The organism is Mesorhizobium sp. M0340 (genome assembly GCF_040321535.1).
Classification (GTDB): Bacteria; Pseudomonadota; Alphaproteobacteria; order Rhizobiales; family Rhizobiaceae; genus Mesorhizobium.
Map to the genome: position 1 here is coordinate 50,833 of NZ_JAMYRR010000002.1, position 17,023 is coordinate 67,855.

At 63.1% G+C, this 17,023-nt stretch carries 15 protein-coding genes; 9 read left to right on the plus strand and 6 right to left on the minus strand.

Going from position 1 to position 17,023, the window contains the following annotated elements; translation table 11 throughout:
* Positions 1 to 5: 5 nt before the first annotated feature.
* The 3 genes from NKI79_RS02945 (at position 6) to NKI79_RS02955 (ending at position 3,155) form a co-directional block, all read left to right on the plus strand.
* On the plus strand, positions 6 to 1,154 hold the full coding sequence (locus NKI79_RS02945; RefSeq protein WP_352799770.1) for a Gfo/Idh/MocA family protein: 1,149 nt from the start codon (positions 6 to 8) through the stop codon (positions 1,152 to 1,154).
* Between the two features lie 130 nt (positions 1,155 to 1,284).
* Complete coding sequence (gene mgrA / locus NKI79_RS02950) at positions 1,285 to 2,331, plus strand: L-glyceraldehyde 3-phosphate reductase (protein WP_352506631.1); 1,047 nt, start codon at positions 1,285 to 1,287, stop codon at positions 2,329 to 2,331.
* A gap of 131 nt (positions 2,332 to 2,462) precedes the next feature.
* A complete protein-coding gene (locus NKI79_RS02955) occupies positions 2,463 to 3,155 on the plus strand; it encodes a molybdate ABC transporter substrate-binding protein (RefSeq protein WP_352799772.1) in 693 nt (230 codons plus the stop codon).
* A 51-nt stretch (positions 3,156 to 3,206) separates the two neighbouring features.
* Here the strand turns inward: NKI79_RS02955 and NKI79_RS02960 are convergent, their stop codons facing one another.
* Positions 3,207 to 3,536: a DUF2934 domain-containing protein gene (locus NKI79_RS02960; RefSeq protein WP_352476381.1), complete on the minus strand. Its 330-nt coding sequence runs from the start codon at positions 3,534 to 3,536 to the stop codon at positions 3,207 to 3,209.
* Positions 3,537 to 3,726: 190 nt separating this feature from the next.
* Between NKI79_RS02960 and NKI79_RS02965 the strand changes: the two genes are divergently transcribed.
* Positions 3,727 to 4,077: a hypothetical protein gene (locus NKI79_RS02965; protein WP_352476382.1), complete on the plus strand. Its 351-nt coding sequence runs from the start codon at positions 3,727 to 3,729 to the stop codon at positions 4,075 to 4,077.
* 67 nt (positions 4,078 to 4,144) lie between these two features.
* On the opposite strand, the gene NKI79_RS02970 is transcribed toward NKI79_RS02965, so the two are convergent.
* Positions 4,145 to 5,239, minus strand: coding sequence for a S1 family serine peptidase (locus NKI79_RS02970; protein ID WP_352476383.1), 1,095 nt, complete (start codon positions 5,237 to 5,239; stop codon positions 4,145 to 4,147).
* A 391-nt stretch (positions 5,240 to 5,630) separates the two neighbouring features.
* Between NKI79_RS02970 and NKI79_RS02975 the strand changes: the two genes are divergently transcribed.
* Positions 5,631 to 6,713 carry a trypsin-like serine peptidase gene (locus tag NKI79_RS02975; protein WP_352476384.1) on the plus strand — a complete coding sequence of 361 codons (1,083 nt, stop codon included), beginning with the start codon at positions 5,631 to 5,633 and terminating at the stop codon, positions 6,711 to 6,713.
* Between the two features lie 151 nt (positions 6,714 to 6,864).
* Here NKI79_RS02975 and NKI79_RS02980 read toward each other — a convergent pair whose 3' ends face one another.
* The 3 genes from NKI79_RS02980 to NKI79_RS02990 all read right to left on the minus strand — a co-directional run bounded on the left by NKI79_RS02980 (position 6,865) and on the right by NKI79_RS02990 (position 10,250).
* The gene (locus NKI79_RS02980; RefSeq protein ID WP_352476385.1) at positions 6,865 to 7,569 is read right to left on the minus strand and encodes a DUF4760 domain-containing protein; all 705 of its coding nucleotides are present in this window, start codon (positions 7,567 to 7,569) and stop codon (positions 6,865 to 6,867) included.
* Positions 7,566 to 7,946 carry a hypothetical protein gene (locus NKI79_RS02985; RefSeq protein WP_352476386.1) on the minus strand — a complete coding sequence of 127 codons (381 nt, stop codon included), beginning with the start codon at positions 7,944 to 7,946 and terminating at the stop codon, positions 7,566 to 7,568. Before NKI79_RS02985 ends, NKI79_RS02980 begins: the two co-directional genes overlap by 4 nt.
* Before the next feature lie 102 nt (positions 7,947 to 8,048).
* Entirely contained in the window at positions 8,049 to 10,250 is a 2,202-nt protein-coding gene (locus tag NKI79_RS02990) for a caspase family protein (RefSeq protein WP_352799776.1), read from the minus strand.
* 208 nt (positions 10,251 to 10,458) lie between these two features.
* Here NKI79_RS02990 and NKI79_RS02995 point away from each other — a divergent pair, with 208 nt between their 5' ends.
* Entirely contained in the window at positions 10,459 to 10,863 is a 405-nt protein-coding gene (locus tag NKI79_RS02995; protein WP_023721937.1) for a Fur family transcriptional regulator, read from the plus strand.
* Between the two features lie 110 nt (positions 10,864 to 10,973).
* On the opposite strand, the gene polA is transcribed toward NKI79_RS02995, so the two are convergent.
* Positions 10,974 to 13,922, minus strand: coding sequence for a DNA polymerase I (gene polA / locus NKI79_RS03000; protein ID WP_352799778.1), 2,949 nt, complete (start codon positions 13,920 to 13,922; stop codon positions 10,974 to 10,976).
* Between the two features lie 442 nt (positions 13,923 to 14,364).
* Between polA and NKI79_RS03005 the strand changes: the two genes are divergently transcribed.
* The 3 genes from NKI79_RS03005 (at position 14,365) to NKI79_RS03015 (ending at position 16,930) form a co-directional block, all read left to right on the plus strand.
* On the plus strand, positions 14,365 to 15,750 hold the full coding sequence (locus NKI79_RS03005; RefSeq protein ID WP_352799780.1) for a M20/M25/M40 family metallo-hydrolase: 1,386 nt from the start codon (positions 14,365 to 14,367) through the stop codon (positions 15,748 to 15,750).
* 103 nt (positions 15,751 to 15,853) lie between these two features.
* Complete coding sequence (locus tag NKI79_RS03010) at positions 15,854 to 16,474, plus strand: ribonuclease D (protein WP_023675237.1); 621 nt, start codon at positions 15,854 to 15,856, stop codon at positions 16,472 to 16,474.
* A gap of 204 nt (positions 16,475 to 16,678) precedes the next feature.
* Positions 16,679 to 16,930, plus strand: a complete 252-nt coding sequence (locus tag NKI79_RS03015; RefSeq protein ID WP_352448348.1) for a hypothetical protein — start codon at positions 16,679 to 16,681, stop codon at positions 16,928 to 16,930.
* The last annotated feature ends 93 nt before the right edge of the window (positions 16,931 to 17,023 follow it).

The following is a 17,023-nucleotide window of genomic DNA, read 5'->3' on the forward strand; positions in this document are numbered from 1 at the left end:
TCAGCATGGCAACAAAACTTGGCATCGGCGTCATTGGCTGCGGCAACATCTCGAAGGCGTATTTCTCGCTGGCACCGCTGTTTCGCGGCATCGAAATGCGCGCCTGCGCCGACATCAACATGGAGGCGGCGAAAGCGCGGGCAAAAGAGTTCAAGCTGCGCGCCGAGACTGTCGAGGGGCTGCTCAAGGCCGACGATATCGACATCATCGTCAACCTGACCATTCCGGCGGTGCATTACGAGGTGTCGAAGCAGATCCTCGACGCCGGCAAGCACGTCTATTCGGAGAAGCCTTTCGTGCTGTCGGTCAAGGAAGGGCTCGACCTGAAGAAACGGGCGGAAAACAAGGGGCTGCGCATCGGCTCTGCCCCCGACACCTTCCTTGGTGGCTCGCACCAGCTTGTCCGCGACCTGATCGACACCGGCAGGCTCGGCAAGGTCACCAGCGGCACCTGTCATGTGATGAGCCATGGCATGGAGCATTGGCACCCCAATCCGGACTTCTTCTTCCAGCCGGGCGCCGGGCCGGTGCTCGACATCGGACCCTATTACATCACCAACCTGATCCAGCTGATCGGGCCGGTGAAGCGGGTCGCCGCCTTCGCTTCGATCCCGATGACGGAACGCATCATCAGCTCGAAGCCGCGCGCCGGCGAAAAGATACCGGTCTCCACGCCGACGACGATCCATGGCGTGCTGGAATTCGAGAACGGCGCCGTGGTGACGCTCAACACCAGCTGGGATGTCTGGAGCCACGGCCACGCGCCGATGGAGCTCTACGGCGAGGCGGGCACGGTGTTCGTGCCGGATCCGAACTTCTTCGGCGGCGAGGTGCGCTACACCGAAGCCGCCAAGCCGGTGAAGAAGCTGCCGAAATGGCCGCATCCGTTCGGCGTGCCCAACGAGGTGCATTCGCAAGGCATGATGGCCAACTACCGCACCGCCGGTTTGGCCGACATGGCGATCGCGATCAGGGAAGGCAGGCCGCACCGCTGCTCGATGGAACTGGCGCTGCATGCCGTCGACGTTATGACCGGCCTGTTGCGTTCCGGCGAAACGGGAAAGTTCGTCGCCATGCAGACCAGCTGCGAACGGCCCGCGGCACTCGGCGTCAAGGCGGCGAAGGAGCTGCTGGCGAAGAAGAAAACCAAGTAGGCGGCGCACCTCCCAAGCACCGCGAAAAGCCTCTCCCCGTTTGCGCGGGGAGAGGCTAAGGGTGGGCCGGACTCGACTTGCCCGTCATCGCGGCGGCAGCTGTCGGCTCGTTTCGATATGAGGATTTCCCATGCCCTATGTTCCCGCCGAAAACCGCTACGAAAAGATGGTCTACAATCGCTGCGGGCGGTCCGGCCTGAAGCTGCCGGCGATCTCGCTTGGGCTGTGGCACAATTTCGGCGACGACACGCCGCATAGGACCAAACAGGCGATCACGCGCAGGGCCTTCGATCTGGGCATCACGCATTTCGATCTCGCCAACAATTACGGCCCGCCGCCCGGCTCGGCGGAGCGGGCGTTCGGCGAGATCTTGCGGACGGACTTTGCCGGTTATCGCGACGAGCTGATCATCTCGACCAAGGCAGGCTACGAAATGTGGGCAGGGCCCTATGGCGAATGGGGCGGCCGCAAATATGTGCTGGCCAGCCTCGACCAGAGCCTGAAGCGGATGGGGCTCGACTATGTCGACATCTTCTATTCGCACCGCTTCGACCCCGACACCCCGCTGGAAGAGACGATGGGCGCACTCGATCACGCGGTGCGCTCGGGCAAAGCGCTCTATGCCGGCATTTCCTCCTATAATTCGCAGCGCACCCGCGAGGCCGCCGACATTTTGAAGCAGCTCGGCACGCCTTGCGTGATCCATCAGCCGAGCTATTCGATGCTCAACCGCTGGGTCGAGGATGATGGCCTGCTCGATACGCTGGAGGGGCTTGGCGTCGGCTCGATCGTGTTCTCGCCGCTGGCGCAAGGCATGCTGACCGACAAATATCTCGGCGGCATCCCCGATGGCAGCCGCGCCAGCCAGGGCAAGTCGCTGCGCCCGGCATTCATCAACGACAAATCGATCGCCAATATCGAGGCGCTGAACGTCATCGCCCGTCGTCGCGGCCAGACGCTGGCGCAGATGGCGCTGGCCTGGGTGCTGCGCAGGGGCAGGGTCACATCGGCGCTGATCGGCGCCAGCCGGCCGGAACAGGTCGAGGATTGTGTCGGGGCGCTGAAGGCGCTCGACTTCAGCGATGCCGAGCTCGCCGAGATCGACACCTTTGCCCGCGAGTCGGACATCAACCTCTGGGCGGCATCGGCCGAGCGCAAGGGGCCGCCGAGGAAGTAGGCGACGACCGCATCCGGTCGCCAAACAGCGACGGCTTCCGCGACGCTGAGCATAGAATGGCCGGGCAGCCGTGGAATGAAGGCTAAATGCGCATTGTAAGGAAGTCGTTTAGACCGATTCGGGATTAGGCGATGAATCAGGAAACCCGGCTTTTTGGCGCTATTGCGGTCCGCCCCGCCATCCTAGCCCTCATACCCCAGTTCGAAACGGCCACAGGATTCACGGTTGCGGTCAGGTGGGAGCTCAATCCGACAGTAAAGAAGCAGATTGAAGCTGGGGAAGCTTTTGACCTCGTCATCACCAATCCGGACCTGGTTCAGGATCTGACTGCCTCGGGAAAGGTCAAGGCGGGGAGCCAGGTGGCGTTTGGCCGGATAGCAATGGGGGTGGCAGCCAAGGCAGGCAGTCGACCGCTCGATATCGCGTCCGTGGAAGCATTCGAACAGGCGTTGAAGAGCGCCAGATCGATCGCCTACGCCAGTGAAGGAACCAGCGGTGGCTACTTCTCCGGCTTGCTGGAACGTTTGGGGATAGCGGATGAGGTGAAGCCCAAGCTGGTGGCCATACCAGGAGGGCAGACAGCGCAAGCCGTGGGCCGTGGGGAAGCCGAGTTGGGGGTCGTTCCCGTGACTTCGATTTTCGCGGCCGCTCCCGAGGTCGTGCTTGTCGGTCGGTTTCCGGCAGAACTCCAAAGTTACGTCGACTTCGCCATTGGCATCAGTGCCGGTTCAACGAACGCAGAAGCTGCCGGGCAGCTGTCGGAATTTCTGATGTCGGCAGCCGTTGACGACATGCTGGCGGCAAAGGGTGTCGAGCGCCGCTAAGAGCGTGCGATGAATCCAGAGGCACGTTGGAGATTTCTCCTCAAACAGGCTCTAACTTTCGGCTGCCTTGATGTTCCGCGCGGCTTGCTCGAGCGTCGCCCTGTCGTTGCCAAGCCTGTCGATCAACTCTTGCGCCTGATCACCGGTTATCCCGGTGCGCATCGCCAGTGCCTCGACCGTCAGAACGTCGGAACTGGCGATCGTTCCAGTGGGACCGTGCTCGGCCGCGTCATCATCAGCCTGACCGGTCGTCGTCTCATCATAGCCAAGCTCTTGCTTCGCCTGCTGCCAATGACGCTCATGCGCGCCATCCGGGCGGCCCTCGCGGATCCAGATTTCATAGGCTCGCTGCCGAATCTTTTCATGCCGATCGTTGTCCATGACGGTTCCTCCCTTGTGGCGTTTTCACCAACGCGGGGAGCGCCGGAACGATCCTATGTTCAGGCCGATTTCGCACACATGCCGGACAAAACCCGGTCTCTCATCGAACAAACACCGGACAGATGCGTTTTGCGGAGGAACCTAGATAGCGGGCCGGCCGTTGAGCCGAACCTGAGCAAAGGAGATTACCATGGCCGACGAACCGAACGAATCCGCAACACCGAAGATGACTCAACGTGAAGCTCAGGAAGCCCTGGAGAAGCAGGTCGCGCAGCTGAAGCGCGAGATCAGCAAGATCAATCGGACCTTGGCCGAACGCGCGGAAGAGGCGATCGAAGACGCCGGCGATTGGTATGACAGCGCTGCCGAGCGCGCCTCGCGGACGGCACAAGCGCTGCGCAACAGGGCGCAGACGGTGTCCGGGGTCGTCCAGGAGAATCCCGGCACAGTATCGTCCGCATTCATACTCGGAGCGGCCCTAGGGGCGCTACTGGGCCTCACCTTGGCCGCCACAGACCAGCGCCGCGATCGCTGGTTCTAGTCCCAACCTAAGGTTCCGGGCAGAAACGGCGGGATTGCTCCCCCCGTCATTCAGCAAATGACGCCGGTCAGGGTGTGTCTGGCTTCTGGGCCGTGCCGAGGGCTTTGGACGCTGCGGGTGCAGGCGCTGCCGTCTTCATCTTCTCCTCGATCCAGCCGGTGTAATTGGCCAGCCGCGTGTAGATGCCGTAGGCGTTCTTGTGGCCGCAGGCGGTGCTGCCGTCGGCCGGACCTTCGCCCCAGCTGACGACGCCAACCTGCACCGGACCATCGGCGCCGGTCATGAACAGCGGTCCGCCGCTGTCGCCATTGCAGGCGTCGCGCTCGCCGCTGGCGGTGCCGGCGCAGATCATGTTGCCGGTCAGCGGATCGGCCATATCAGCAGCAATTGCATTGGCGGCCGCCTCGATGCTCCTTTCCGAGTAACGCATGCGGCGGGCGAGCTCGCCGAGCGCAGCCTTCAAATCACGCGCATAAATCGCCTTGATGCCGTTGTTGCAGGTTGCGTTCGGCTGGAGGTCCAGGTCGGCAACCATCAGCGCGGTGGGAAATGTTCCGTCCTGCATCTTGCCCCAGCCGGTGACCGTGGTCTTGCCGGCGTCGGGGGTCGGCTCACGGGCAATCTTGATGGCCGGGGCATCGGCCGGCTCGGCCAGCCGGATCAGGCCGAGATCGTTGTCCAGCGTCTGCTCGCTGTAGCCCTCGTTGACGATGATTTCTACCGCCTTGTAGCGCTTGCCCTCGCTGAGATCGGTGGCGCCGGTGAGCACGGTGACCACGTCAGGCGAAATCGGCTCGCCGTCGTCGTTGAGGCAGTGCGCCGCCGTCAGCACCCATTGCGGCGCGATCAGGCTGCCGCCGCAGAACTGCGCATTCGCCTGCGAGGCCGGACTTTCGTCCAGTTTGCCGGTGGTCAGCAACGCCACCTGGAACGGATAGGCGCCCTTCTCAGCCTCTTTGCCGCCGTAGACGCGATCGGCGCCGCCGGGGTTCTCCGCCTTGGCTTTTGCCCTGGCCTCGGCCACGCGTTTCATCGGCGAGATCGCCGCCTCCGGCCGGGCGGCCGCGTCCGTGGCATGAACGGAATTGACGACCGGCAAGGCCGCCGCGATGGCAAGCAGCGAGGCTGCAGCAATCGGTCTGAACCTAAGGATGATCTTCACCTCGAGCCCCCTGAGACGATGTTCCGACAGATCAGCCTAGACGCGGGATCCACTGAGAGGGGAACCGACCGGTGAGCCGATCATGCGCCGATGTGGAGCGTGATCCGTCACAAAACCGAGTACCACTTTTGCTAAATCGTGGTGTCGAGCCAAACCCGCCCAAATCTATAACCCCCACGGGCTATGTGGAAGCAATTTGTCGTTGCCAATGTTGGATTATTTTAGGCAGTATACCGTTGCGGCCATTTTTGGCGGGGACCTAAACTGGCTGCACTGAATAATGGCCTGGTAAAGGCGCCGGCAACCAAATTCATTTTTCGGCGCCACCACGATCTCGACAATATTTCTATATCTTGATCCAGTCCTTGCTGACTTTTGGGAGAGTCTCACCATGACAAAACTGACACAGTGCATTATTGCGTCTGCGTTGCTTTCCACCGCAATGTGGGCGGTTCCTGCCTTGGCTGCCGAGCCAGGTTCCGCCAATGCCGGCAACGGCGAAAGCATGCGTGACGTGACATCGGGCGATTACAAGCCTGGCCGGGCGAAACCGATCGCCCCGCCGAAACTGACAGAGGACGAGGCCAACCGTGCCGCGCCGCTCACCGACGAAGCAACGGCCGTCAAATCCTATGGCATCGTCGGCCGCTCCGCCGATGGCAAGGACATCAAGATCGATCCGAACGAGACGCTGAAGGACCTTGTCATCAAGGAAATGAACGCGCCCGCCGAGGGACAGAAGTCCGAGAATTCCGGGCTGAGCGGAGGCGAAGAGGCCGGCCGCCAGGTGTTCGGGACGGACGACCGGGAGCAGATCAAGAATACCAAAACCTACCCGTTCACCGCGATCGGCTACCTCGAAGGCAAATCGAAGAGCGGCAGCTATGGCAGCTGCTCGGCGACGCTGATCGGCCCGCGCACGGTGCTCACCGCGGCGCACTGTCTCTACAGCCACGAAGACAAGGCCTGGCTGGACGATATCCTGTTCGTGCCGGCTCTCAACGGCAAGACTGCCGACGACGCACCGTTCGGCGCCTTCACCTATGAAAGCGCCTATATCGTCCAGGGCTTCATCGACAATTATCAGGGCTTTTACGGCTCGGTCGTGCCATGGGATCTCGGCATCGTCACCTTGAAGCAGGATGTCGGCACCAACCTCGGCTGGCTGGGCTATGCCAATTATGTGGATCTCGGCGACTTCACCGCCAACATCGTCGGCTATCCCGGCGACAAGCCGATGGGCACGATGTGGAAGGCGACCTGCGAAGTGCTCGCCGAACACATCGCCATCGAGTATTTCCAGTATGACTGCGACACTTATCCGGGATCGAGCGGCAGCTCGGTCTACGCCTATGACAATGGCTCCAAGCAGCGCGTCATCACCGGCGTGAACGTGGCCGAGAGCCCGGATGCCAACACCGCCGTGCGTCTGAACGCCATCAACGTCCAGTGGATCAACAGCCTGTACAAATAGGCCTGCAGAGTTCCCGCCGCGATCATCGGGGCGGGTTATCTATTCAGCTGCATTTCTGCGACGCCAAGTGTAGTCACACTCGGCTGCAAAAATGCTCCAATCAAAGGCGGCGGCGGAGCATTTCCGTCGCCGGCTTCGCATTTTTCGGGGATTATCTGGGCTGGTCTGAGGGTGGCGCCTGGCGGACATAGTTCTCGATCGGCTGGGCGAAAGTCGGTGACCCGGCCTTGCGCTCCTTGTCGATATAGCCGGCAAAATAGCTCCAGAAGGAAGCGGCATAGTCGCGGAAATAGGAGTCGGCGACCTCACGCGAGCACAGCCCGCCTTCGACGCAGGAGGAAAGGCGGTTGAGGAAATAGACGATGCGGTCGAAATTGTCGCTGAACTCGGCGAGCGGCATGTCGCCGCCGGTTGCGCTCATCGCTTCGATGCCGATGCGCTGTCTGAACACCTGTTCCTCGGTCGGCGTCGGAGTGGCACTGAGCAGATTCCCGTATTTGGCGTTGAGCGCCGCCAGGCGTTGCTTGAGGGCCCGTTGCGCCTGCTGGTAATCCTTGCTTTCCCAGAGCTCGACCAGCGACATCGTTTGCTCGACGCGCTTCTGCTCCTGGTTCGCCAAGAACTGGTAGACCGAAAAGATCAAGGTGAAGATGATCGCCAGGCGCACCAGCAATCCGGACCAGGCATAGACGAGCATGCGCCAGTCGCGATCGGTGAACGGGTTCGCCTCCTTCTTGACCTCGTGATTGCTCACCCACGGCAGGCCTTCGACGGTTTCCGGCAGCGACACCGGCTTCTTTTGCGGCACCGGCGCCGTCACTGCCTGCTGCGTTGCGTTGCCCTCCGCTTTCGTCATCCGCAGCTGTCCAGTTCTATGGTGGCGGACGGGTCGAGCACGATGCCCGGCGTCTCCAGCTTCTTCTTCAGGCAATCCAGCTGCGCCCGCGAAACGATGAACTGCACGTCAGGCGCCACCTGCGCCTTGCCCGGCGACGGCAATGGTTCGACCACGCCGCGTGAGGTGCAGCTGCTGAGATCGACGATGACGGCGGCGTTGCCGGATTTGGCGATCTGGTCGTACTGGTCGAGAAAGCAGCTCGCCAGTTCGGAATTGATGACGACCTCCCTGGCGCAGAGGCCGCAAGCCTCGTCCGCCGAAGCATTGGCGGCCAGCAGCAGCCCGGCGACAAGACCGGCGGTTGTTGCGCGCCACGAAAATACGATCCTGTTCACGAACGCCCTCATCCGTTCCGTTCGGCCGCCGACAGCAGCGGTCGAAGAATGTTCATTATCAGCCGATTAGGCAAGAGGCCCGGCCGGGCACCTGACCCCGCCTCAGGCGCGCGGCACCGTCTCCATCGGGAAAATCATCACGGCGCCCTTCGACCCCTTGTCGTCGGTGAGCCGCATGGCCGAACGCGTCGCCGGCGCCATGCCGATATCGGCCAGCATATCGGAGAAGTTTGGTTGTCCAAGTCCGCGCGTTACAGAGACAACGCCCTCTTGCGCCAGGAAACTCAGATCCTGCTTCTCGCTCTGCGGCGGTGCTTCGGTCAAGACGGCGATCATCCGCTCCATGCCGAAGCTGGTGTCGGTGAATTTGAACAGGCCTTCCTCGAGCACGGCGCCTTCGGTCAGGCGCTCGGCAAGAAAATGCTGGATGGAATAGTCGGAGCCGACATAGAGCACGTTGATGTCGACCAGGTTGGTCGAACCATTCCTGGCCAGCACGTGGACCTGATCGTCGGGCGAAACACGCGGCACCGTCGACGGTTCGATCGGCTGCAGCGTGTCGCTGTCAAAACGCTTGATCCGGAAGTCGACGCTGACCTCTTCCGGCCGATAATCGGAAGCGGCGGCCAGCCGCGACAGGCCGATGGCGCGGAAGATTTTCGTCAGGTTCTTGGCCGCGGCATCGACCAACTTTTCGCGGCCGTCCGGATGAATGACGATCAGCGGCGGCTTGCTGCCGCCCTTGAGCGTCATGTCGCCCGAAGCCGGTAGGAACCACAGTGCCGGCGCGTCGGTGGCATCTTCGGCGGCGCCGGCGATTGCATTCTCGCGCAGCACGGCGAGACGCAGATCGGCGCTCTTGCCCGGCTCGACCAGCGCGATGTGGAAGCCTGAGTTCTCCCTGGCCGCCAGATCGTCGAGAACCGAGTTCGCCAGCGCGGCCTCTTTCTCGAGGCCTTTGGTCGCCGCCGGCCGCGCAATCACGAGCTTGTAGTCGACGGCGAGCTCGGCGAGCCGGGCATAGGCATTGGCGGGGATGTCGGCCAGCTTGAGCGCCGGCTTGCCACCGAACTCGACCGGCTTGACCCGGCTTTCCAGGTTTTTCGCCGACTGTACCTGGAGATAGCCAAGCGCGTCGGACAGCGGCGACAGCGCCGAGGGCAATATTGCGAGCCTGCTGCCAGGGGTGAGCCGATGCAGCAGTCCGGCGCCGATCGTGGCTTTGTCGTTCTCGATGACGATCGGCCATTGCATGACCGCGTCTGTCTTGTCGGTGCCGAAGACGCGGGCGTCGAGTTCCCCTTCGAACAGCGGCGTCGGCCGGGTGCGGCCGTCCGCCGAATATTGCTGCAGCACGGCCTGGCCGAGCTGGCGGTAGGTGATGTTGGGGTTCTCGGCCAGTTTCGACAGGATTGTGAAGGTGAACAGCCCGAAACGCGGCGCATCGGCCGCGCCCTTGGGCAGCGGCATCTCGGGCGTCGTCTCCACCGTCTGCGCCGCGTAGAAGGCGACCAATTTGCCCTTGGTGGTCGGCTCGGCGCCGGTCGGCGTCAGCTTGAAGGCCGGCTTGCGCTTCCCGTCCTCGTCAAAGCCGCGCGGCGCGGCCCACGCAATCCCGTCATAGGCTTTCACCGCAGCCGCCCTGGCAGCGTCGTCGCCGCCGACCAGATCGGCGAACTCGACCTTGCGTTCCAGCTCGTCGTCGACCTCGGCGGCGCGCGTCGCAGTGCCGGAATGGCAGCAGTCGAATACGGCCCAGATAAAGGCGCCCTTGTCGCGGATAGCGTCAAGCGCGGTGCCGATCTCGTTGTCTACCAGCGCATTGGGCACGCCCTGCTCGCGGTTGACCCATTTGTCGATGTCGGACGGCAAGAAAATCTCGTCGAGGCCGTCCGTCTCGTCGCCCTCGTTCGCCGCCGGCTGCTGCGCGCCGTGACCGGACAAATGCAGGTAGACGAAATCGTCACGCTGGACCCTGGCGGCAAGGTCGGCGAGTGCTGCCTTGATCGCCGCATGTGTCGGCGGTCCGTTGGCGCCTTCGACATCCTTGGCGAGCAGCGCGACGTTTTCGGCTGAAAACTTCACCGGCGCGGGCGTGTACTTCAGGAGGTAATCGCGCACCAGGCCGGCATCGTTCTTCGGTCCGATCAGCCAGTTCTTCTTCGGCAGGTTCGGATAATCGGTGCAGGCAACAAGCAGCGCATGGTAGGTGCGCGCCGCTGCGAATGCCCGAAACGGCACCAGGCCGGCAGCGGCCAGCGCGGACGTGCCGGCTAGCAGCGTCCGCCGCGTCACTTTGATCATGATTGCTTCCCCAAGCCCGATCGAATTTCCAAGCACGGCCAGCCTGGCCGAGGATGTCAGTATTTTGAATATGGCGTCGCCGGCCGGCCGACCATCGGCTGCGAATACAAACAGTAGCAAAAAAGGCAGTTCGTCGCTATCTCAGTGGAAGAGGCCGGATTGCATGCCTAATGGCAGCGATCGGCACGGAGCGGCTTGGAACGGGATCATGGCGGCAAGGGATGTACTGACGAAGAACCAGCTTTGCGTGCTCGAGAAACTCGAGGCCGCCAGCGGACCGCTCAGCGCCTATACGTTGCTCGACCAACTGCGCGAACGCGGTTTTCGCGCGCCGCTGCAGGTCTACCGGGCGCTCGACACGCTGGTGAAATCCGGCTTCGTGCACAGGCTCGAAAGCCTCAATTCCTTCGTCGCCTGTGCCGAGCCGCACGACCACAGCCATTCGATGACTGCGTTTGCCATCTGCGACAGCTGCGGCCAGGTAACCGAGTTCTCCGACCACGATGTCGGCCACCGGCTCGACGAATGGGTGCGCTCGACCGGCTTCGCCGCCAAGAAGGCGGTGATCGAGTTTCGTGGGACATGTGCGAAGTGTTTGGCCGAGGCGGCTTGAAGGCCGGTTAGGCCGAAACATAGCGGTGGCGACCTTTTGATGTCGGCAGGACAGAGGGGGCGCGAAAGATCGCTACAGATTACAATTGGTCGGCCGCGGACGTCCGCACGCTAATGCGCCTCTTCCCAGTTGTCGGCGGCGCGGGCGTCGACGTGCAGCGGCACCGACATCGACACCGCCGGCATGGCGGCGTTCTCCATGACGTGGCAGACGACCGGGATCGTCGCCTCGACCTCGGCTTCGACGGTCTCGAAGACCAGCTCGTCATGCACCTGCAGCAGCATGCGCGCGGAAAGCCTGGCTTTTTCCAGGGCATCGTCCATGCGGATCATGGCGCGGCGGATGATGTCGGCCGCGGTGCCCTGCAGGCGGGCGTTGATCGAGGCGCGCTCGTTGAAGGCACGGACCGAAGGATTTGACGATCTGATTTCCGGATAGTGGATGCGGCGGCCGAAAATGGTTTCGACATAGCCGTGCTCGCGGGCATAGGCCTTGGTCGCATCGATATAGTCGCGGATGCCGGGGAAACGCTCGAAATATTTCTTGATGTAGTCGCCGGCTTCCTCGCGCGCGATCGACAGCTGGTTGGCGAGGCCAAAAGCGGAAATGCCGTAGATGATGCCGAAATTGATCGCCTTGGCACGGCGGCGCACTTCCGAAGGCATGCCTTCGACCGGCACGTTGAACATTTCAGACGCGGTGATCGCGTGGATGTCGGCGCCGTCGGCGAAGGCCTGCTTGAGCTGCGGGATTTCGGCGACGTGGGCGAGCACGCGCAGCTCGATCTGGCTGTAGTCGGCGGAAACCAGCTTGTTGCCCTTGTCGGCGATGAAGGCCGTCCTGATCTTTCGGCCCTCGACGGTGCGGACCGGAATGTTCTGCAGATTGGGATCCGAGGACGACAGCCGCCCGGTCGTCGTCGCGGCAAGCGCGTAGGAGGTGTGGACGCGCTTGGTGTCGGGATGGATGAAGCCGGGCAGCGCATCGGTATAGGTCGATTTCAGCTTCGTCAGCTGGCGCCAGTCGACGATCTTGCGCGGCAATTCATGGCCTTCGGCGGCGAGGTCTTCGAGAAGCTGCGCCGAGGTCGACCACTGGCCGGTCTTGGTTTTGGAACCGCCGGGCAGGCCCATCCTGCCGAACAGGATGTCGCCGAGCTGTTTTGGCGAGCCGATGTTGATGCGTTCGCCGACCAGCTGGTAGATTTCGTCCTCAAGCCGTGCGGCACCCTGTGCCAGTTCACCGGAGAGCCGCGACAGGATCTGCCGGTCGACCGAAATGCCGCGCTGTTCCATCCGCGCCAAGACCGGCACCAGCGGCCGTTCCAGCCGTTCATAGACCGAGACCAGGCCCTTGGCGGCAAGCCGTGGCTTCAGCACCTGCCAGAGCCTGAGCGCGACGTCGGCGTGCTCGGCGCCGTAAGCCGTCGCCTTGCCGAGGTCGGCCTGATCGAGGCCGACGAAGCTTCTTCCCGAACCGGCCAGTTCCTTCAGCGGAATGGTCGCGTGGCCGAGCCATTTATCGGCCAGCGCCTCCAGGCCGTGGCCACCGTGGGTGCCGGCCTCGAGCACGTAGGAGATCAGCATGGTGTCGTCATAAGGGCCGATCTCGATGCCGTGGCGGCTCATGACGACAAGGCGGTATTTCATGTCGTGCACGATCTTGAGGACGGATTTGTCCTCGAGCAGCGGCTTGAGCAACGCCAGCGCGTCGCGGACCGGGATCTGGTTTTCGACCGCGCCGCCGCCGAGCAGGTCGCCATTGCCGTTTTTATGGGCAAGCGGCACATAGGCGGCATGGCCAGGCGCGACGGCCATGGCAAGGCCGATCAGTTCGGCCCGCATCGGATCGGGCGAGGAGGCCTTAACGTCGAAGGCGACGATGCCTCTCTCCATCGCCTCGGCGATCCAGACCTTCAGCGTCGCGGCATCGCGGATGCAGGCGTAGGCGCTGGTGTCGATCTTGCGGGTGGTGGCAGCCTCCAGGCGAAGCGCCGAAAGCAGGGATGGGGTGTCGCCTTGCTTGGCTGCAGCGGGGGCTTCGAGCGCCGCTTCGTCCGGCGGCGGTGGGCTCTCGGCGGCGGCGGACAGGCCAAAACCCATATCGGGGCCGTGCGCGGTATCGGCACGCTCTATGGTGACGGGGGTGGCTGGAACGTCGCCCGCGTCGGTTCCGGTCGCTTCGGCGACGCGGCGGGTCAGCGTCGAAAATTCCATGGTCTTGAGAAAGCCGATCAGCCTAGGGCCGTCCGGCGCGTGCAACACGAACTCGTCAAGCCCTTCGGTCACCGGGACGTCGTTCTTCAGCCTCACCAGGTCACGCGAAATGCGCGCCTTGTCGGCATTGGCGATGATCGATTCCCGCCGCTTGTCCTGCTTGATCTCGCCGGCGCGGGCGAGCAGCGTGTCGAGGTCGCCGAACTGTTCGAGCAATTGCGCCGCCGTCTTCGGCCCGATGCCGGGCACGCCCGGCACATTGTCGACCGAATCGCCGGTCAGCGCCTGCAGGTCGATCATCTTCTCCGGCGGCACGCCCCATTTCTCGATCACCTCGGAAACGCCGATCTGGCGGTCCTTCATCGGGTCGTACATGGCAACCGTTGGGCCGACCAGCTGCATCAGGTCCTTGTCGGAGGAGATGATGGTGGTGTCGGCGCCGGCTTCGCAGGCAAGCCGGCAATAGGTGGCGATCAAATCGTCGGCCTCGTAGCCTTCCGTCTCGAGGCAAGGCAGGTTGAAGGCCCTGGTCGCCTGGCGGATCAGGCCGAATTGCGGGATCAAATCTTCCGGCGGCGCCGAGCGGTTGGCCTTGTATTCGGGGTAGAGGTCGTTGCGGAAGGTCTTCGACGAATAGTCGAAAATCACGGCGAAATGCGTCGGCACGATGCCGACATCGGTGTTGCGGGCGTCCTGCGTCAGCTTCCAGACCATGTTGCAGAAGCCGAGCACGGCACTGGTCGGCAGCCCGTCGGACTTGCGGGACAGCGGAGGGAGCGCGTGATAGGCACGGAAGATGTAGCCGGAGCCGTCGACAAGGAAGAGATGATCGCCTTTTTTCATGGCACGAGGGATAGCGCGGCGCAGCGCCGCGGTCCATGCCAAAGGCGGCTTGCGCCAAGGGTTCCGGCAACACCCTGACAAATGGCGTGCGAGCTTGGCCGGCCCTGGCGCTTGGCCGCAGCTTTGTTCGCTCACGCCTATGTTACAAAAGTGTAATTTTTGTGCCCTTGAATCGCCACGTTCGCAGACACAGATAAAACGCATCGGCAGTTTTCGCCGAAGTCCGGAGCAAGGCCCGTCCCCCGCCTATGCCGGACACTTGCGGCAGCCTATCCCCCCTCTCCGGGCTGCCGCATCGTTTCGAGTAAAGGCCGCCGTGGTTCCCCTCCACCACGGCGGCATTTTTTTGCCGTTGGATAGGAAGCTGTGGCCCAACGGTCGCGGGCTTTCCGTTTCGCCGCATGGGCTCTAGATTTGCCGCCAGAATCGAAAGGCCCGCCAGATGTCCGCAGTTTCCCCTGTTCTCGACCGCCTAGACAAGAACTTCGACCAGAGCCTGGAACGCCTGTTCGGCCTGCTCGCCATCAAGTCAATCTCCACCGATCCGGACTACGCCGCCGACTGCCGCAAGGCCGCCGAATGGCTGGTCGCCGAGCTCAAGCTGATCGGCTTCGACGCCAGCTTGCGCGACACGCCGGGGCATCCGATGGTGGTCGCGCATCACGATGGGCCGGCGGGCGCGCCGCATCTGCTGTTTTACGGCCATTACGACGTCCAGCCGGTCGATCCGATCGAGCTGTGGGAAAGCGACCCGTTCGCGCCGGCGGTCAAGGAGATCGGGCCCGGCCACAAGGTGATCACCGGCCGCGGCGCGGCCGACGACAAGGGCCAACTGATGACCTTCGTCGAGGCCTGCCGCGCGTGGAAGCAGGTGCATGGCGGATTGCCGTGCCGAATCACAATACTGTTCGAGGGCGAGGAGGAGTCCGGATCGCCGTCGCTGAAGCCGTTTCTCGAGGCGAATGCGGATGAGCTCAAGGCCGATTTCGCGCTGGTCTGCGACACCGGCATGTGGGACCGCGATACGCCGTCGATCTGCGTCTCGCTGCGCGGGCTGGTCGGCGAGGAGATCACGGTGACTGCCGCCGACCGCGACCTGCATTCCGGGCTCTATGGCGGTGCGGCCGCCAATCCGATCCGCATCCTGGCAAAGATCCTGGCCGACATCCACGATGCCGATGGTCACGTCACCATTCCAGGTTTTTATGACGGCGTCGAGGAAACGCCGTCGCAGATATTGCAATCGTGGCTGTCGCTCGGCGAGACGGCCGAGACCTTCCTCGGCCCGATCGGCCTGTCGATTCCGTCCGGCGAAAAGGGCCGCTCGGTGCTCGAGCTCACCTGGGCGCGACCGACGGCCGAGTTCAACGGCATTATCGGCGGCTATACCGGCAAGGGCTTCAAGACGGTGATCGCCGCGCAAGCCTCGGCAAAAGTCTCCTTCCGCCTGGTCCACAAACAGGATCCGGAAAAAATCCGCGCCGCCTTCCAGGCATTTGCCAGGCAGCGCGTGCCAGCGGACTGCTCGGTCGAATTTCATCCGCATGGCGGCTCGCCGGCAATCCAGCTTTCCTACGACTCGCCCTTCCTGGCCAAGGCCAAGCAGGCGCTGTCGGACGAATGGCCGAAGCCGGCGGTAATAACCGGCGGCGGCGGCTCGATCCCGGTGGTCGGCGATTTCCAGACCTATCTCGGCATGGAATCGCTGCTGGTCGGTTTCGGCCTCGACGACGACCGCATCCACTCGCCGAACGAGAAGTACGAGATGAGCTCCTTTCACAAGGGCCAGCGCTCCTGGGCGCGCATTCTCGAGGCGCTGACACGCTGAAATTGCGCCAGACTCAAGTTTTTGTTGATTTTTCGCCGGATCGCGGCAAGGACGGGCACGGTCCGTCGCGCATCGCTGCACGGGGCCGCGACCGGAGAAGACGATGAGCGACATACGTTTCCACAAAAACGATCTGCCCGGCCTGCTGCATTACGATGTCGGGGCGGTCGCCATCGACACCGAGACGCTAGGGCTGAACCCGCATCGCGACCGGCTCTGCGTCGTGCAGATCTCGCCGGGCGACGGCTCGGCCGACGTCATCCAAATTGCGCCCGGCCAGAAGAAGGCGCCGAACCTCGTCAGCCTGCTCAAGAACCGCAGCATCACCAAGCTTTTTCATTACGGCCGCTTCGATCTCGCCGTGCTCTACAACGCCTTCGGCGTCATGCCGGAGCCGGTGTTCTGCACCAAGATCGCGTCGCGGCTGACGCGCACCTACACCGACCGGCACGGGTTGAAGGACATCTGCTTCGAGCTTCTCGGGGTCGGCCTGTCGAAGGCGCAGCAATCATCCGACTGGGCAGCCGAGACGCTGTCGCCTGAGCAGCTCGAATATGCCGCCTCCGACGTGCTCTACCTGCACCGGCTGCGCGACGTACTGAGCGCGCGTCTGGCGCGCGACAACCGGACCAGGGAGGCCGATGCCTGCTTCCGCTTCCTGCCGACGCGTGCGAAACTCGACCTGATGGGCTGGGATGAGGAGGATATCTTCGCCCACAGCTAATGGCCTTCATGATAATTCTACTCCGGCGGCCATCTGGCGCAGTTTTCTCCGCTTCCGGTGCTCACGGACCCAAATGTCCGCTGCGCTCCGGTTCTCGAAAACCACGCCATATGTCTCGCCGGAGCGAATTCTCATAAAGGCCATCGGCCAGCAACCGAGGGCGCTTGTCCCGGCCCTCCGTTCGCTTCACCGGGAGGAATTGAGATGGCTGCGCGAAAACCAATCGAGACGGCACCCAAGGACGGTTCCAAGGTCACCGTCTACTGGCAGGACAGCGACGGCGTGATGAACGAGAGCATCGCGCAGTACCGTTCGCTCGACCGGCTGAAGGCGGCCGGCGGCGACTGGGACGAAAGCGATGCCGGCTGGTGGGCCTATACGGACGGCCATACGCAAAGGAAGATCGAGCCAATCAGCTGGCGGCCGGCCTCCGACGACCCGGACGCGGACGACTGAGGGTTGTCGCAACGGTCGAACTCGGCGCTGCCCTCAACCGCTGCCAAGCCCCTTCTCCGCGTGAGAACGGCGAGAAGGGGCTTGGCCGCAACG

Coding starts and splice junctions, on each gene's coding strand:
- mgrA (WP_352506631.1), top strand. CDS start 1,285: ATGCCCTATGTTCCCGCCGAAAACCGCTACGAAAAGATGGTCTACAAT.
- polA (WP_352799778.1), bottom strand. CDS start 13,922: ATGAAAAAAGGCGATCATCTCTTCCTTGTCGACGGCTCCGGCTACATC.
- NKI79_RS02990 (WP_352799776.1), bottom strand. CDS start 10,250: ATGATCAAAGTGACGCGGCGGACGCTGCTAGCCGGCACGTCCGCGCTG.
- NKI79_RS02960 (WP_352476381.1), bottom strand. CDS start 3,536: ATGGACAACGATCGGCATGAAAAGATTCGGCAGCGAGCCTATGAAATC.
- NKI79_RS03015 (WP_352448348.1), top strand. CDS start 16,679: ATGGCTGCGCGAAAACCAATCGAGACGGCACCCAAGGACGGTTCCAAG.
- NKI79_RS02995 (WP_023721937.1), top strand. CDS start 10,459: ATGGCGGCAAGGGATGTACTGACGAAGAACCAGCTTTGCGTGCTCGAG.
- NKI79_RS02975 (WP_352476384.1), top strand. CDS start 5,631: ATGACAAAACTGACACAGTGCATTATTGCGTCTGCGTTGCTTTCCACC.
- NKI79_RS02945 (WP_352799770.1), top strand. CDS start 6: ATGGCAACAAAACTTGGCATCGGCGTCATTGGCTGCGGCAACATCTCG.
- NKI79_RS02955 (WP_352799772.1), top strand. CDS start 2,463: ATGAATCAGGAAACCCGGCTTTTTGGCGCTATTGCGGTCCGCCCCGCC.
- NKI79_RS03010 (WP_023675237.1), top strand. CDS start 15,854: ATGAGCGACATACGTTTCCACAAAAACGATCTGCCCGGCCTGCTGCAT.
- NKI79_RS02965 (WP_352476382.1), top strand. CDS start 3,727: ATGGCCGACGAACCGAACGAATCCGCAACACCGAAGATGACTCAACGT.
- NKI79_RS02980 (WP_352476385.1), bottom strand. CDS start 7,569: ATGACGAAAGCGGAGGGCAACGCAACGCAGCAGGCAGTGACGGCGCCG.
- NKI79_RS03005 (WP_352799780.1), top strand. CDS start 14,365: ATGTCCGCAGTTTCCCCTGTTCTCGACCGCCTAGACAAGAACTTCGAC.